Raw genomic sequence first — 14,158 nt, 5'->3', positions numbered from 1 at the left:
ACGTTCCCATCATGACGGCACATGCGCCGTCGATCGCCGGGCCATCACGCCCAGGCCAGCCCCATTCCGGAGATATCCTATGATCCAAGACAAGCGCCTTCTGGGCGGCGTGGCGGGCGCCGTGTTGTTCGCCGCCGTCGGCGGTTTTACCGTCGCGCGCTGCACGAGCGATACCCCTGCGGCCACGACCGAAACCGCGGCAAAGGGCGACGAGGCTCAGGCCGATGCGCCCGCCGATACGATCACGATGACTGCGGCCGCGATCAAGGATGCCGGGGTTGTCACCGAGACGATCACCGCAGGCGGGCTTGGGGCAGAGATTATCTCCCAGGCCGTCGTCACGCCGTCGCCGACCGGTGAGGCGATCGTGACCGCAAGGGCGGGTGGCGCCGTAACGCGTGTCCTGAAGAGGCTGGGCGATCCGGTTCGTGCCGGAGAGGCGCTGGCGGTAGTCGAAAGCCGCGATGCGGCACAGATTGCGGCGGACCGCACGGCCGCGGGTGCCAAGGCAACGCTGGCGCAGAAGGCGCTGGCCCGCGAAAGCTATCTCTATGACCAGAAGGTATCCGCCCGGGTCGATCTGGAGACCGCACAGGCAGAAGCGGCCTCGGCCGCTGCGGAAGCGCGGCGAGCGGCGGTTGCAGCGGGTGCTGCCAACATCACGTCCGATGGTCGCGGCGTTGTCCTCGCCAGTCCGATCTCGGGTCGCGTGACCGCAATGAAGGTCAGTCTTGGAGCCTATGTACAACCGGAGACGGAGCTGTTTCGGGTCGCTGATCCGCGCCAGATCCAGATCGAAGCGGCGGTCGGTGCCGCTGATGCCGCTCGTCTCGAAGCAGGGGACAAGGCGATCATCGAACTCCCTGATGGCCGTACTGTCGATGCGCGGGTGCGGGCAGTAACACCCACGCTCAGCGGCGAAACGCGCGCTGCTACTGCGGTCCTGGACGTGACCAGCAGCCTGCTTCAACCCGGCCTTGCGGTCCGCGTGCGGATGATTCCGAGCCGGAGCGTGACGTCCAATGCGATCGTCGTTCCCGAAGAAGCAGTGCAGTCCGTGGGCGGTCGCGACGTCGTGTTCGTGCGTACCGCCAACGGCTTCAAGGCGACACCGGTGACGACCGGCCAGCGCAGCGCTGGCCGTATTGAAATCGCGTCGGGCTTCCCCGCTGGGCGGGCCATCGCCACCCGCAACGCCTTCTTGCTCAAAGCCGAGCTCGGCAAGGGCGCGGGGGAAGAGGAATGAGGCGCGCTACAGCCCTGCAGATCGTAGCAGGAAGCGCGGTCGGCTTTTTGACGTCAGCCTGCGCCAATAATCCGGCGCTCGCTATCACGCCTGAAGCGAGATCCGGCAAATCGCTTAGAATCTGGAGCGCCCATGCCGAGGACGGCGGTGACACCGTTCTGGTTCACGGACTGGTCCGGCGCCCAGCATTGGCTCTTGGCATGCTTCATGGGCATCTCCACGTCGTGGCCCGTTTTTCAGATGGTCGCCCCGACGTAACCGCCGACACGCGCTGGAGCAGGATCGCCCCCAAGGGTTCACGCACCGGTTCATATGCCGTGCGCTTGCCGATCGCAGACGCTGCCGCTGTCTCCCAAATCATTGTGTCCTACGCCTCCACCGCTGACGCGGCGGGCACGATCCCAGGAATGTACCCATGATCGCGAACTTAATGGCGCTATCCGTCCGCGCACGCTGGGCGGTCGTTCTCCTTTTTCTCGTCATCGCCGGCTTCGGCGCGTGGCAGCTGACAAAGCTGCCGATCGACGCAGTGCCGGACATCACCAACAATCAGGTCCAGATCAACACCGTCGAACGCGGCCTGTCGCCGATTGAAATCGAAAAGCGCGTCACCTTCCCGATCGAGACCGCCCTGGCTGGCATTCCCGGCCTTGAAACCACCCGCTCGCTGTCGCGCAACGGCTTCAGCCAGGTATCGGCTATCTTCACCGACAAGACCGATCTCTACTTCGCTCGCCAGCAAGTCAGCGAGCGGCTGACACAGGCGCGCGATACGCTTCCCGACGGCGTGCAGCCGCAGATTGGTCCGGTCACGACGGGCCTTGGCGAAGTGCTGATGTATTCGGTCGATTTCGCCAATCCCGGCGGGAAAGGCGCGACCGTTCGCAACGGCCAGCCGGGCTGGCAGTCGGATGGCAGTTTTCTGACCCCGGAAGGCGCTCGGCTGACCGACGAAGTGGGCCGTGCCGCTTATCTGCGCACGGTACAGGATTGGATCATCCGTCCGCAGCTTCGCACCGTAAAGGGCGTCGCTGGCATCGACTCGATTGGCGGCTACGCCAAGCAATATATCGTCGAGCCCGATCCGGTGAAGCTGTCCTCCTACGGCATCTCCTATTCCGAACTCGCCAAGGCGCTGGAGGCATCGAACCTTGCAGTCGGCGCCAACTACTTCAATCGCGGCGGTGAGGCGTTCCTGCTCCGCGCGGACGCGCGCATTCGCGATATCGACGAAATTGCCGACGCCATCGTCGCGACCCGTGGCGGCTTGCCGATCGCGGTCAAGGACGTCGCCAATGTGAAGATCGGCGGCGAGTTGCGCACGGGCGCTGCGAGCCAGAACGGCCATGAAGCCGTCATCGGCACCGCGTTGATGCTGATCGGCGAGAATAGCCGCGTCGTCGCGCGCAATGTCGGGGAGAGACTGGACGGGATTGGCAAGTCGCTGCCGCCAGGGATCAAGGTGACGACGGTCCTCGACCGATCGAAGCTCGTCAACGCAACCGTCGCCACGGTTCAAAGGAATCTGATCGAAGGCGCGATCCTGGTCGCAGCCGCATTGTTCCTGCTGCTCGGCAATGTCCGCGCGGCGATCATCGCAGTCCTCATCATTCCCTTCTCGTTCCTGATGATGGCGATCGGCATGAATGCCTTTCGCGTGCCGGGTAACCTCATGAGCCTCGGCGCTCTCGACTTCGGCCTGATCGTCGATGGCGCGGTGATCATCATTGAAAACTGCCTGGCGCGGCTCGCCCACCGCCAGGAGCATGAAGGCCGGTTGCTCAACCTGCGCGAACGTCTCGAAGAGACGATGCGGGCGTCCCAAGAGATGATCAAGCCGACGGTGTTCGGCCAGGGCATCATCCTGCTCGCGTTCGCGCCGCTGCTCATGTTCACTGGTGTGGAAGGCAAGACCTTCTCGCCAATGGCCATCACGATCATGCTCGCATTGGTCGCGGCGTTCATCCTTGCGCTCACCTTCGTACCGGCGATGGTTGCGCTCCTGATCCGAGGCAAGGTCTCGGAAAAGGAGGTCTGGATCATCGCCAAGACCAAGGCGCGCTATGCGCCGTTGCTGGACAAAGCGGTGGCAAAGCCATGGCCGTTCATCGCCGCCGGCTTCGCTTTCTTCGCGGCGTCGGCATTGGTCTTCGGCTTCTTGGGACAGGAGTTCATCCCCCAGCTCGACGAGAAGAATGTCGCGCTTGCCTCGACCCGCGTCCCCTCCGTGTCGCTTGAGCGGTCACTGGAGATGCAGCGCGAGGTCGAAAAGGCGGTCACCAGCCTGCCCGAAGTTGAGGTCATGTTCTCGAAAACCGGCACGGCGGAGGTAGCGACCGACCCGATGCCGCCGAACATTTCCGATGGCTTTGTGATCCTTAAACCACAGGAAGAATGGCCTGAAGGCGTCAACACGAAGGCCGACGTGCTCAAGCGGATCGAAGAAAAGTCCGGCGCGAAGATCGGCAATGCCTTCGAGGTCAGCCAGCCCATCCAGCTCCGCTTCAACGAGCTGATCGCGGGCGTGCGTGGCGATGTCGCGATCAAGCTCTACGGCGATGATCTCGACAAGATGGGCGTCACTGCGCAGGAAATCGTTCGTGCGCTCCAGACCGTTCCCGGCGCTGCGGACGTAAAGGCAGAACAAACCAGCGGTTCGCCAACGCTCGACGTGAAGTTCGATCGTGCGGCGATCGCGCGTTACGGCCTGACCATCGAGGAAGTCGCCGACACGGTTGCGGCCGCGATGGGCGGGCGTGAGGCGGGTTTGCTCTTTGAGGGCGATCGGCGCTTCGAGGTGACCGTGCGCGTACCGGCGGCCACGCGCGAAAGCCTCGATGCCCTGGCCGCGCTTCCTGTCCTGCTTCCCCAGGAAGCCGGCGGACACAGGGGTTCCGTACCTCTCTCGCAGGTCGCGCAGTTCCGGTTCAGCGAAGGTCTGAACCAGATCAGCCGCGAGAATGGCAAGCGGCGCGTCGTCATCCAGGCCAATGTGCGCGGTCGTGACGTCGGTTCCTTCGTCGCCGAGGCCCAGGCCAAAGTCGACAAGCTGGCCTTGCCATCGGGCTCCTATCTGGAGTGGGGTGGCCAGTTCCAGAACCTGCAAGCGGCGTCGCAGCGTCTCGCGATTGTCGTGCCCCTGTGTTTCCTGGCGATCTTCGGCTTGCTCTACATGGCGCTGGGCGGTCTTGCCCGGGCCGCGTCGGTGTTTCTCGCGGTGCCTTTGGGCCTTGCGGGCGGCGTTTTCACCCTCTGGCTGACAGGCATCTCCTTCTCCGTTTCCGCCGCGGTCGGATTTATCTGTCTCGCCGGGGTCGCGGTCCTGAACGGTCTCGTCGTGATGACCGCGATCCGGGAGAAGCTGGAGGCGGGCGTCGAGTTGAGCCGCGCCATCATCGAGGGCACATTCGAAAAGGTGCGGCCGGTCATCATGACAGGCTTCGTGCCGGCGATCGGCTTCGTACCGATGGCGCTCGCGCACGGCACCGGCGCCGAGGTCCAAAAGCCGCTCGCAACCGTCGTGATCGGCGGTTTGATCGCGGCAACGATCCTGACCCTGCTGGTGCTGCCCGCCATTTCCAAGGTTGTATTGGGCTTGGGCGAGCGGATCGGTCGCCGGCCTGCAAAACAGCACGATGAAGAGGCCCCGAATGCCTCGCCAGCAACGGCCTGAGAGAGAGGACAAGAAGATGAACGAACAAGCAAAATTGCTGCGCATCTACACCGACGAAGCCGCTTACTTCGGCGATCGCAAGGTATTCGAAGTGGTTGCGACGCGCGCGCGTGACGCGAAAGTGGCCGGGGTTACGGTGCTTCAGGCATTGGTCGGCTTTGGCCGATCAGCACATGTCCACCGCCGTCATGTCCTCGAGGATGATCAGTCGCTGGTTATCGAGATCGTGGATGAGGACGCACGGCTCCGGGCCTTTGTCGCTTCGCTCGCCGATGTGACCGGCATTGGCCTCATGACCCTGGAAGTCGTCGAGATCGTGGGGGGCGAAGCTGCAAGCTTCGCCCCGAGCGACACGCCGGGAGAGGCGCAATGACCGAAAAACTGCGCCTGGAATTGCCGCTCCTCTTGCCCGAAGTCGATGACACGGCCGATGGCTGTGTAGCGCGCCTGGTGGCCAATCTCAGCGCGCGGGAAGGTGTTCGCGACGCGCATATCATCGCGGCGGAAGGCGATGCACCGGCAAAGCTTTGTGTCCATTACGACCCGGATTTCCTGTCCTTGCCGCGCATTCGGGAACTCGCGCAAAGCGAAGGCGCGAAGATCACAGAGCGATTTGGGCATCTGCGCTGGAATGTCGAAGGGCTCTCCAACCAGCGCCGCGCGCGCACTGTCGCGGAACGACTGCTCCGCGCTCCTGGTATCGTCGAGGCCGATGCGTCTGCTGCCGGCGTCGTGCGGTTGGACTTCGACCGTGAAGCAATCTCGGAGAGCGATGTTCGTCGTCTGCTCGGGGAAATGGGCCTCGGCGTCCGTGCCGAGCCGGGGAGGGCGCCATCATCGCCCGCGGCGGCGGGCGCTGCCGACGCCCATGCCGGCCATGCTCATGGCGATGAAAAGGGTCATGAGGGGCATGATCATGGCGCTGGCAAAGAAGGCGAGGGCCATGATCACGCGCATGGCGGGATGATATTCGGCGCAAACACCGAGATAATCTTCGCCATTATGTGCGGCGCATTCGCAGCGGTCGGTTTCGGCGTCGAAAAGCTCACCAGCGCTCCGACCTGGATACCGATGGCGTCCTACATTCTGGCCTATGGTTTGGGCGGCTATTTCACGCTGCGCGAGGCGATCGACAATTTGCGCATGAAGCGGTTCGAGATCGATACGCTCATGCTCGTTGCCGCCGGCGGTGCGGCCGCGCTGGGTGCCTGGGCAGAAGGCGCGCTGCTGCTGTTCCTGTTCAGCATGGGGCATTCGCTCGAACATTATGCGATGGGCCGGGCCAAGCGTGCCATCGAGGCGCTCGCTGAACTTGCGCCTCAGACCGCGCTGGTACGGCGGGACGGGCAAACCCGGGAAATCCCTGTCGAGGAGCTTGCGGTCGGCGACATCGCGATCGTCAAGCCCAACGAACGCATGCCGGCCGATGGGTTCGTGGTGGTCGGCACCTCAAGCGTCAACCAGGCGCCGGTCACCGGCGAGAGCATGCCGGTGGACAAGCGACCGGTCGACGATCCCGCGGGCGCTGCGGCGCAGCCTGACAAGGTTGCGGCGGCGTATCGGATCTTTGCAGGGACGATCAACGGCGCGGGCGCGATCGAGGTGCAGGTCTCCCGCCTGTCCAAGGACACGACGCTTGCCAAGGTTGTGCAGATGGTCGGCGAAGCTCAGGCGCAGAAGTCGCCGACCCAGCGCTTCACCGACCGCTTCGAGCGGATCTTCGTGCCCGCCGTTCTGGCGCTCGTCGTGCTGCTGCTGTTTGCCTGGGTGGTGATCGACGAACCCTTCCGTGACAGCTTCTATCGCGCCATGGCGGTGCTGGTGGCTGCCAGTCCCTGCGCACTCGCGATCGCGACGCCAAGCGCCGTGCTGTCGGGAATTGCACGGGCCGCGCGCGGCGGCGTTCTGGTCAAGGGAGGAGGGCCGCTCGAGAATCTTGGAACCCTACGGGCCATCGCTTTCGACAAGACTGGCACGCTGACCGAAGGCCGGCCCCAGATTACCGATGTTATTCCCGCCGACGGCGCCACCGAAGCGGATTTGCTGCGCATTGCCATCGCCGTTGAGAGCCTGAGCGATCATCCGCTCGCCGCCGCCGTTGCTTCTGGCGGTCGTGCGCGGCTCGGCGAGGTGGGGATTCCGGCCGCTACCGACCTGCGCAGCATCACGGGTCGGGGTGTCCAGGCGATGGTCGAAGGCGAGGCGGTCCATATCGGCAGTCCCAAATTATTTGGAGAGGTCGACGGTGCTCCGTTGCCGGAAGGGCTGCGCGATGCCGGTGTGAAACTTGAGGAGACGGGCCGGACAACGATGATCGTCCGCAGGGGCGAGCGCTATCTTGGCGTGATCGGGCTGATGGACACGCCCCGCGCCGCTGCCGTCGCGACACTCGCCCGGCTGCGCGAGCTCGGTATTACCCGCATGATCATGATCTCGGGCGACAACCAGCGTGTCGCCGACGCGATCGCCAAGCAGGTGGGCCTGGATGAGGCCTGGGGCGATCTCATGCCCGAGGACAAGGTCGAGGCCATCAAGAAGCTGAAGGCGCAGGACAAGGTTGCGATGGTCGGTGACGGTGTCAACGATGCGCCGGCGATGGCCAATGCGACCGTGGGTATTGCGATGGGAGCGGCAGGATCGGATGTCGCGCTCGAGACGGCAGACGTCGCGCTTATGGCTGATGACCTCGCTCATTTGCCGTTCGCGGTTGGGCTCAGCCGGCAGACGAGCCGGATTATTCGCCAGAATCTTTATATGAGCCTTGGTGTCGTCGCTGTGTTGCTGCCGGCAACGATCCTTGGGCTCGGAATCGGTCCGGCGGTCCTTGCGCATGAAGGATCGACGCTGGTCGTCGTGTTCAATGCGTTGCGGCTGCTTGCTTTCAAGGATCGCGATCATGTTTGAGGTGGAGCATGTGATGTGCCTATCGACGTCACCGCTGCGTGTGTGGACGGCGGTGTCCGACCTTGGCGGCTTCGCGCGGTGGCACCCGTTCATCCGGCTGTCGGGCGTTGCATCGGAAGGCAGCGCGATCGGGTACACGTTCAACACCACCTTCCTGCGCAAGCCCCTGACGGCGCCTGCGACGATCACGCGCTTCCGCAAACCCGCGGAAATCAGTTGGAAGACAGGGCTGCGGGGCCTGATGATGCTCGAGGAAACCTATCGGATCGACGAGATTCCCTCTGGGACTGAGATCCATCACACCACGCGCTGCTGGGGCCTCGTTTCGATTCTGGCTGCGCGCAAGATGAAAGGCCGCATCCTGGGCAGCATGAAGGAATCGGACCGGGCTCTTGAGCGCTACCTCAGACCCGGCTCGCCGGCGGCGCGCCCGCTTTCGCGCGGTGATCGCCGCGTTGCCAAACGGAAGGCTCATTAAATGTTCGTCGCGCCCACGGAAATTGGGCCGGCACTGAAGCAGGTGCCACGACGCTTGCGATCTTCAGGGGCTTCTCTCGCGGTCGCAGCCCTGATTATATTGAGCGCGGCAGGCTGCTCCAGCCAGGCGCCCTCGTCCAATCCGCACGACGAAGATCATTTCGCCGGCACAAATCCGCAGATCATTGGGCGTCACATTTATGGATGTGACGACGGTGCGCAAATCACCGTCGATTTCCTTGCCGATGGCCTGACCATCGAGGTGCGCAGCACGGCTGGCGGAAAGCCGGTACGGCTCAGTGCTCCGGGGCAAGGGCTTCAGTATATCGGCGATCGGATCACAGCCGATGCAACGGGCGGGCAGATGACGATCAACCGTCAAGGGCATCCCGCCCAAGCCTGTCGTCGGATCTAGGGCTCGCAGGAGAACGAATATGCTGGCGCTGCAATATACGCTCATTCCGGTGCTGGCGGTAATCCTGGGCTCGATATGGGCGAGCTGGCGCCAACCGAGCCCCGCATTCGTCAGCGCCATGCAGCATCTTGCCGCTGGCGTGGTGTTCGCGGCCGCCGCCGCGGAAATATTGCCGCAGGTCATGCACGAAGCATCTCCGTTGGCGACCTTCATCGGCGGTGCGCTCGGGGTCGCTGTCATGCTGTCGCTCAAAGGCCTGGAAGGACGGACCAAGGGGCCGGTGGCGATGTTGGGCGCGATCGGCATCGACATTCTCATCGATGGACTGGTGCTCGGGCTGGCATTCATCGCAGGCGCCAAAGCCGGCCTTCTGTTGACGATCGCGCTCACGCTCGAAGTGCTGTTCCTCGGATTGACGGTGACAGCCGAACTCGGGGAGACGGTGCGCTCCAGGCGCAAGGTGATCGCCATCACGTTCGGACTGGCGTTGCTCCTTCCGGTTGGCGCACTGGTCGCGACCCCGGTCGCTACCTTTCCGCCCGTGGTCATCGCGGGCTTCCTGAGTTTCGGCCTTATGGCCCTGCTGTATCTGGTCACCGAGGAACTGCTGGTCGAGGCCCATGAGCGGCCCGACAGCCCGCTAATCAGCGCGATGTTCTTCGTCGGCTTTCTGGGCTTGCTGCTCATCGAGGAGATTATTGGTTAGGACGATCCGCCGGCAGATCATCGCTGCCGAACGCTATTTCGTAGGAGTACAGGCTTCCTGGTGCCGACACCGCAGAATAGTCTGGCCGTCTTCGCCCTCCGTCAAGCCGGCGGTTTGTGGACCGCGTGCCTGCAGCGCTTAAAGCCTCGACTGCCATGGAATATAGGCATGTTTCGGGAAGCGGATGCTCTCAGCCGATACGTCCGTCTGGCGGCCCGTCGCGTTGTGTCGAGGGATAACAGCAGCTATGTTGTTGCGATTGATTCGCAAGTTTGGGCATGTGCCGGATTGGGGGATCGATCACGCGCTGACGCCGCTGGTCGCGCTACCTCAGATGATGGACGCTTCCATGCCCAATGAGCACATAATATCGCGGCTCTCTCGTGCTGGTCGGATTCTCAGGACCGATGGGTTTTGGCGCGCACGGCGCAAGTGCTGGGACCATCCTGACCGGATGGCGAGGCGGCTGTGCCGACGAAGCCCGTGAAGGATGGTGGCACTTTACCCCGTCGCGGGGAGGGCGGGCCAGGCGGTCCATCTGTGGGGCGGAGCCTTGCGGTTGCCGGCGCCCCGTTCCGGTCCGCCCACATCGCGGAGGCGTCTCTCGATCGTCTGCGTACTTTGCTCGAAACAGAATATGATTTGCTGCTCGTCAGGCTCAGCGGTGCGCTGCGATCGCCAGATGCCGCGACTGAGGCGCTCCACGACGCCTATCTCAAGCTCGAGAGCGGCCCCGTCATAGGAGAGGTCAGAAATCCCCTCTCCTATCTCTATCGAATGGCAATCAATCTGGCGAAAAACCGGCGACGTCATGAAATGCTGTTCACGCCCGCCGATGCCGCCGCAGTCGTTGATCTCACCGACGATGCGCCGGATCCCGAGCGCGCGGCGAGCGCAAGGCTTGCTCTGGATCGAGTGCTCGACGCGCTTGAGACCCTGCCAGCCCAGAGGCGCGACATCTTCCTGGCGGCCTGGCGCGACGAGAAGACGCAGGTCGAAATCGCTGCCAAATTCGGGCTCCACAAACGTACCGTCCAGAAGGAACTGGCGCGCGCGGAACGGCATCTGCGGACCGCGCTTTGTAACGAGTCATCCTGCGAACCTGGATCTTCCGACGGCACGCCACGCTAGCATCGGAATAATCTGACCGCCGACCGCAGCGCGCGGACGATGCGCAGGTTCCGAACCCCTGCGACCGCCGCTCCGCAGCCCCCTCTATCTCCAAGAAATATTTGGACCGGGACGACCGCCTTTTCGTCCCGCCAAGTGTCAGGGACGATAGGGAGTAATAGGGTCCTCACGCCGTGTTCTGACACGGGCGCCCTTTCCAGGCGTCAATGTCCCACGCGTGGCGACTATTGGGAACGGCAATCAGACCGCGTTCCGCGTCCGTAGCCTGCCCATTGTCCCTCCGGGGGTCGCGATGGCGGCAAGGCGCGCTTGAAGGCCGGCGAGTATCTCAACGCGCGCGTTTCGCGGCAGGGCGAGTGCGCGCCGTCTCTCCTGGCCCATACGGGAAGGGGTGAGCGCGGGACGATCCACCCGCCTGCGGGGCCTCGCCTGGCATCGTGGCAGGAGCGGCTGGCGAAGGAAACCATGAGCGCGAAGCTCGGGGAAACCGTCGTGATCTCGGATCTCGCTCGCGCTTGCCGGTTGTCCATGAGCTATTTCGTCCGGGCTTTCACGAACACGGTCGGGATCGCGCCGTACACCTGGTTTATCGGACAGAGGATTGTTCTCGCCCAGACCCTCCTGGCGCAGTCGCATTCCCCGCTGGCAGAGATCGCTCTCGAATGCGGCTTCGTCGATCAAAGCCATTTCACCAACACCTTTGTCCGCAGAGTTGGTACGACGCCCCTCCAGTGGAGACGAGAGGCCTGGGGCGAACGATCATTGCCAAGACGCCCTTGTTCGAAATAGCATCATTCACCAAGACCGGCTGCCTCGGCCGCGACGCTTTTCCATCACAAAGGAAGCTCATGAACGACACGACCGACAGCAAGCTCGATCTTCTCTCGCTCACGGCCGACATTGTTTCGGCGCACGTGGCCAATAACAGCGTTGCGGTCGGTGATCTTCCGGTGCTTATTGCCAATGTCCACGGCTCACTCGCCGGCCTCGGCACTGGGCCAACGCCAGTGCAGGAGGAAGAGCAGAAGCCGGCGGTCTCCGTCCGCACCTCGGTCAAGCCGGACTACATCGTCTGCCTTGAGGACGGAAAGAGGCTGAAGATGCTCAAGCGGCATCTCATGACCCATTATCAACTGACGCCGGACGCTTATCGCGCGAAGTGGAAGCTTCCTGCAGATTATCCCATGGTCTCGCCCAACTATGCTGAGCAGCGCCGGAGCCTTGCAAAGAAGATCGGGCTTGGACGGAAGGGGCGGGGAACGCCGCCGCTCCCCGAGCCGGCGCCATCAGCACCAAAGCGGCGCGGCCGGAAGCCGAAGGCAACCGCATCCTGATCGCGGATGGAGGGTCGCAGCGGCACTACCGAAACCTCCGGCGATACGGTTTCGTCACGATGGCAGGTCTGGGGGCGCCCGATCTGACGGCCCAACTTCGTTGCTCGAGCCACCAACCTAAACTCATCCCGCACGCTTGCAGCGTGTGATCGCCCCTCTCTAAAGTCCTCTCAAATGAGCGACTCACGAACCCATACCGCGTCTCGGACAATCATCGCGTCGCAACGAGCCATTTTCCGAGCCTTTCTGGACCCGGAAGCGGTCGCGTCCTGGCGACCGCCCAAGGGCATGTCGGCAAAGGTGTTCGCGTTTGATCCGCGCCCGGACGGCATCTACAAAATGGCGTTTATCTATCCCGAGACCGAACACGGTCGCGGAAAGTCGACAGCTGATGCCGACATCTTCGAAGGCCGTTTCGTCGAACTCGTCCCCGACGAGTTGATTGTCGAAGAGGTCCAGTTCGAGTCTGACAATCCTGTATTCGCCGGCACGATGACGATCACCACGGCTTTGCTGCCGGTGACGGGCGGCACGAAGGTCAGCATCAGAGCAGAGAATGTGCCGTCGGGAATCAGCGCGACCGATCATCGTGTCGGCATGGAATCGACACTCAAGAACCTTGCCAATTTCATCGAGTAGGCGGTTCGGGCTTCTCGTATGCCGGTGACGCAGGCGCCGTCTGCGAGTGCAGTCCTGATCCGTTACCTGACGAGATCAGATTTGGAGGGGTTACTTGTGATAAGCGGAGATGGAGACGAAGGCTGGTACATCAGAGATATTGGTGCCGGCCATGGCCGCCAACTCTGGCGCATCACCCACCAGACGGCGACCCGAACAGGCGTCACCAATGCCGAGGGAGGTCCGGGAAGCTACTATTCAGTGGAACCGGGCGAGACGATCTGGGCGTGCCTACGCCGGCAGACGCCCTGGCTTGAGGGCATGAAGGAGCCCGGCCCATTCCAGCGCATGATTCGCGCGCCGGGCGACTATCATCCCCGCATCGCTCGCCCGATCGCCTTGATGGAGACAGCGAAACTCTGGCTTCCCGAACTAGCGGCAGAGCAGCGCTATATTACCGGTGCGCAAAGCCAACTCACCTCGCTGGTGGCTCAGCTTCAAGCGATTTGCCGGGTCGTGCAACCGGCTCCCTCGACGCTTTCTGCTTATGGCCATGAGATCCGCAACCTGCTGATCCTCGCGGCAACCGAAGTGGAGATGCATTGGCGGGGCATTCTGGTCGCCAATGGCCTATCCAAGAAGCAATTCCGCACCGAGGATTATGTGAAGTTGGCCGGACCGCTTGGGCTGAAAGCCTATCAGGTCCGTTTCCATCCCTATCCCGATCTCGCGCCGATCGTGCCCTTTGCGACATGGGACGCGGACACGCCAACCCAGTCCCTGGCCTGGTACGCAGCTTACAATGCCGTGAAGCACAACCGCGAGCATGAGTTCGAACGGGCAACGCTCCTCGATGCACTGGCCGCGGTCGCGGCCTGCGCCGTGCTGCTGGTCGCGCAGTTCGGAGACAGGGCGCTCGTGCTGGATCTCTCGCGGATTCTTGGCGTCGAGGCGCCGGACTGGCCGCTTGAGGAGATGTATCTCATGCCGCAGACGGATGAGGGTTGGATCATGCAGCCTCACCCGGCGCTCAGTTGAGAGAGACGCAATTGCCCTATCAGAATCGCGCTGACGGCAGAATTGCCGTCACGATCGACAGCAATGTCTGGAACCTGTTCGAACGGCTTGATCTGCGCCTAGCAATCGAGCTGCCGGCGAAGAGGTTCATCCTGTTCATCCCGAGACAGATCGAGATCGAGATCGCGGCGATCCCAGACCGTCCCGAAAAGGCCGGGATCAGGGCCTATATCGCGCGCGAAATGACGGACAGTGCGATCGGCGTGACGGCTGTGTTTGGGTTCGCTCGGCAGGGTAGCGGGCCCGAACGGCATGGCGGCTTTGGGTTCGGAACCTTCCAATCCGAAGACGCGCGTGCCTTCTACGCCGCCATCAGCGAGACCTATCTTCTGAACCGGCGGACCAAGGGAAGTGGGTTAACCGACAATGAGGGGGATGCAGCCGTCGCTGCCGCATCACTTTCATCGGTGGTGTTGACCCTCGACATCAAGCCGGGACCGCTTCGTGCCGCACTCGATCATGGCGGCAAGGTGCTCGACATGACGCCGTTCGAAAGTTCGGGCCTCAGCCTTGAGGACTACATCGCTGCGTATCACGGAACGGCGTGATGGGGCGTCTCGGGAAACGGAGACAATGC

The 14,158-nt window shown here is 63.0% G+C and carries 14 protein-coding genes; 13 read left to right on the top strand and 1 reads right to left on the bottom strand.

All coding sequences use genetic code 11. From position 1 onward, the window contains the following. The first annotated feature begins 79 nt into the window (after positions 1–79). Positions 80–1,246, top strand: a complete 1,167-nt coding sequence (locus tag NUH86_RS08110; protein WP_267251945.1) for an efflux RND transporter periplasmic adaptor subunit — start codon at positions 80–82, stop codon at positions 1,244–1,246. A gap of 53 nt (positions 1,247–1,299) precedes the next feature. Here NUH86_RS08110 and NUH86_RS08105 read toward each other — a convergent pair whose 3' ends face one another. After that, a complete protein-coding gene (locus NUH86_RS08105; RefSeq protein ID WP_267251944.1) occupies positions 1,300–1,455 on the bottom strand; it encodes a hypothetical protein in 156 nt (51 codons plus the stop codon). A 206-nt stretch (positions 1,456–1,661) separates the two neighbouring features. On the opposite strand from NUH86_RS08105, the gene NUH86_RS08100 reads away from it, so the two are divergent. From NUH86_RS08100 to NUH86_RS08045, 12 genes are all read left to right on the top strand, one after another. Further along, the gene (locus NUH86_RS08100) at positions 1,662–4,919 is read left to right on the top strand and encodes an efflux RND transporter permease subunit (protein WP_267251943.1); all 3,258 of its coding nucleotides are present in this window, start codon (positions 1,662–1,664) and stop codon (positions 4,917–4,919) included. Between the two features lie 16 nt (positions 4,920–4,935). Continuing rightward, a complete protein-coding gene (locus tag NUH86_RS08095) occupies positions 4,936–5,292 on the top strand; it encodes a DUF190 domain-containing protein (protein WP_130752799.1) in 357 nt (118 codons plus the stop codon). Continuing rightward, positions 5,289–7,823, top strand: a complete 2,535-nt coding sequence (locus tag NUH86_RS08090) for a heavy metal translocating P-type ATPase (protein ID WP_267251942.1) — start codon at positions 5,289–5,291, stop codon at positions 7,821–7,823. Before NUH86_RS08095 ends, NUH86_RS08090 begins: the two co-directional genes overlap by 4 nt. Next, the gene (locus NUH86_RS08085; RefSeq protein ID WP_267251941.1) at positions 7,816–8,301 is read left to right on the top strand and encodes an SRPBCC family protein; all 486 of its coding nucleotides are present in this window, start codon (positions 7,816–7,818) and stop codon (positions 8,299–8,301) included. The genes NUH86_RS08090 and NUH86_RS08085 overlap by 8 nt, the downstream gene beginning before the upstream one ends. Then, on the top strand, positions 8,302–8,715 hold the full coding sequence (locus NUH86_RS08080) for a hypothetical protein (protein ID WP_267251940.1): 414 nt from the start codon (positions 8,302–8,304) through the stop codon (positions 8,713–8,715). A 19-nt stretch (positions 8,716–8,734) separates the two neighbouring features. Next, positions 8,735–9,421, top strand: coding sequence for a ZIP family metal transporter (locus NUH86_RS08075; RefSeq protein ID WP_267251939.1), 687 nt, complete (start codon positions 8,735–8,737; stop codon positions 9,419–9,421). Between the two features lie 468 nt (positions 9,422–9,889). After that, entirely contained in the window at positions 9,890–10,552 is a 663-nt protein-coding gene (locus NUH86_RS08070) for an RNA polymerase sigma factor (RefSeq protein WP_267251938.1), read from the top strand. A gap of 465 nt (positions 10,553–11,017) precedes the next feature. Beyond that, entirely contained in the window at positions 11,018–11,341 is a 324-nt protein-coding gene (locus NUH86_RS08065; RefSeq protein WP_267251937.1) for a helix-turn-helix domain-containing protein, read from the top strand. Positions 11,342–11,400: 59 nt separating this feature from the next. Continuing rightward, positions 11,401–11,886, top strand: coding sequence for a MucR family transcriptional regulator (locus tag NUH86_RS08060; protein WP_267251936.1), 486 nt, complete (start codon positions 11,401–11,403; stop codon positions 11,884–11,886). 174 nt (positions 11,887–12,060) lie between these two features. Continuing rightward, entirely contained in the window at positions 12,061–12,525 is a 465-nt protein-coding gene (locus NUH86_RS08055) for an SRPBCC domain-containing protein (protein ID WP_267251935.1), read from the top strand. A 96-nt stretch (positions 12,526–12,621) separates the two neighbouring features. Continuing rightward, the gene (locus NUH86_RS08050) at positions 12,622–13,542 is read left to right on the top strand and encodes a hypothetical protein (protein WP_267251934.1); all 921 of its coding nucleotides are present in this window, start codon (positions 12,622–12,624) and stop codon (positions 13,540–13,542) included. An 11-nt stretch (positions 13,543–13,553) separates the two neighbouring features. After that, on the top strand, positions 13,554–14,129 hold the full coding sequence (locus NUH86_RS08045; RefSeq protein WP_267251933.1) for a hypothetical protein: 576 nt from the start codon (positions 13,554–13,556) through the stop codon (positions 14,127–14,129). The last annotated feature ends 29 nt before the right edge of the window (positions 14,130–14,158 follow it).

Origin of the sequence: Sphingobium sp. JS3065 (assembly GCF_026427355.1) — a bacterium.
Classification (GTDB): Bacteria; Pseudomonadota; Alphaproteobacteria; order Sphingomonadales; family Sphingomonadaceae; genus Sphingobium.
This window is presented reverse-complemented; position numbering and strand designations above follow the sequence as displayed.

Bases quoted from the DNA above. Each gene is read 5' to 3' on its own strand.
- NUH86_RS08110 (WP_267251945.1), top strand. From the start codon at position 80: ATGATCCAAGACAAGCGCCTTCTGGGCGGCGTGGCGGGCGCCGTGTTG.
- NUH86_RS08105 (WP_267251944.1), bottom strand. From the start codon at position 1,455: ATGAAGCATGCCAAGAGCCAATGCTGGGCGCCGGACCAGTCCGTGAAC.
- NUH86_RS08100 (WP_267251943.1), top strand. From the start codon at position 1,662: ATGATCGCGAACTTAATGGCGCTATCCGTCCGCGCACGCTGGGCGGTC.
- NUH86_RS08095 (WP_130752799.1), top strand. From the start codon at position 4,936: ATGAACGAACAAGCAAAATTGCTGCGCATCTACACCGACGAAGCCGCT.
- NUH86_RS08090 (WP_267251942.1), top strand. From the start codon at position 5,289: ATGACCGAAAAACTGCGCCTGGAATTGCCGCTCCTCTTGCCCGAAGTC.
- NUH86_RS08085 (WP_267251941.1), top strand. From the start codon at position 7,816: ATGTTTGAGGTGGAGCATGTGATGTGCCTATCGACGTCACCGCTGCGT.
- NUH86_RS08080 (WP_267251940.1), top strand. From the start codon at position 8,302: ATGTTCGTCGCGCCCACGGAAATTGGGCCGGCACTGAAGCAGGTGCCA.
- NUH86_RS08075 (WP_267251939.1), top strand. From the start codon at position 8,735: ATGCTGGCGCTGCAATATACGCTCATTCCGGTGCTGGCGGTAATCCTG.
- NUH86_RS08065 (WP_267251937.1), top strand. From the start codon at position 11,018: ATGAGCGCGAAGCTCGGGGAAACCGTCGTGATCTCGGATCTCGCTCGC.
- NUH86_RS08060 (WP_267251936.1), top strand. From the start codon at position 11,401: ATGAACGACACGACCGACAGCAAGCTCGATCTTCTCTCGCTCACGGCC.
- NUH86_RS08055 (WP_267251935.1), top strand. From the start codon at position 12,061: ATGAGCGACTCACGAACCCATACCGCGTCTCGGACAATCATCGCGTCG.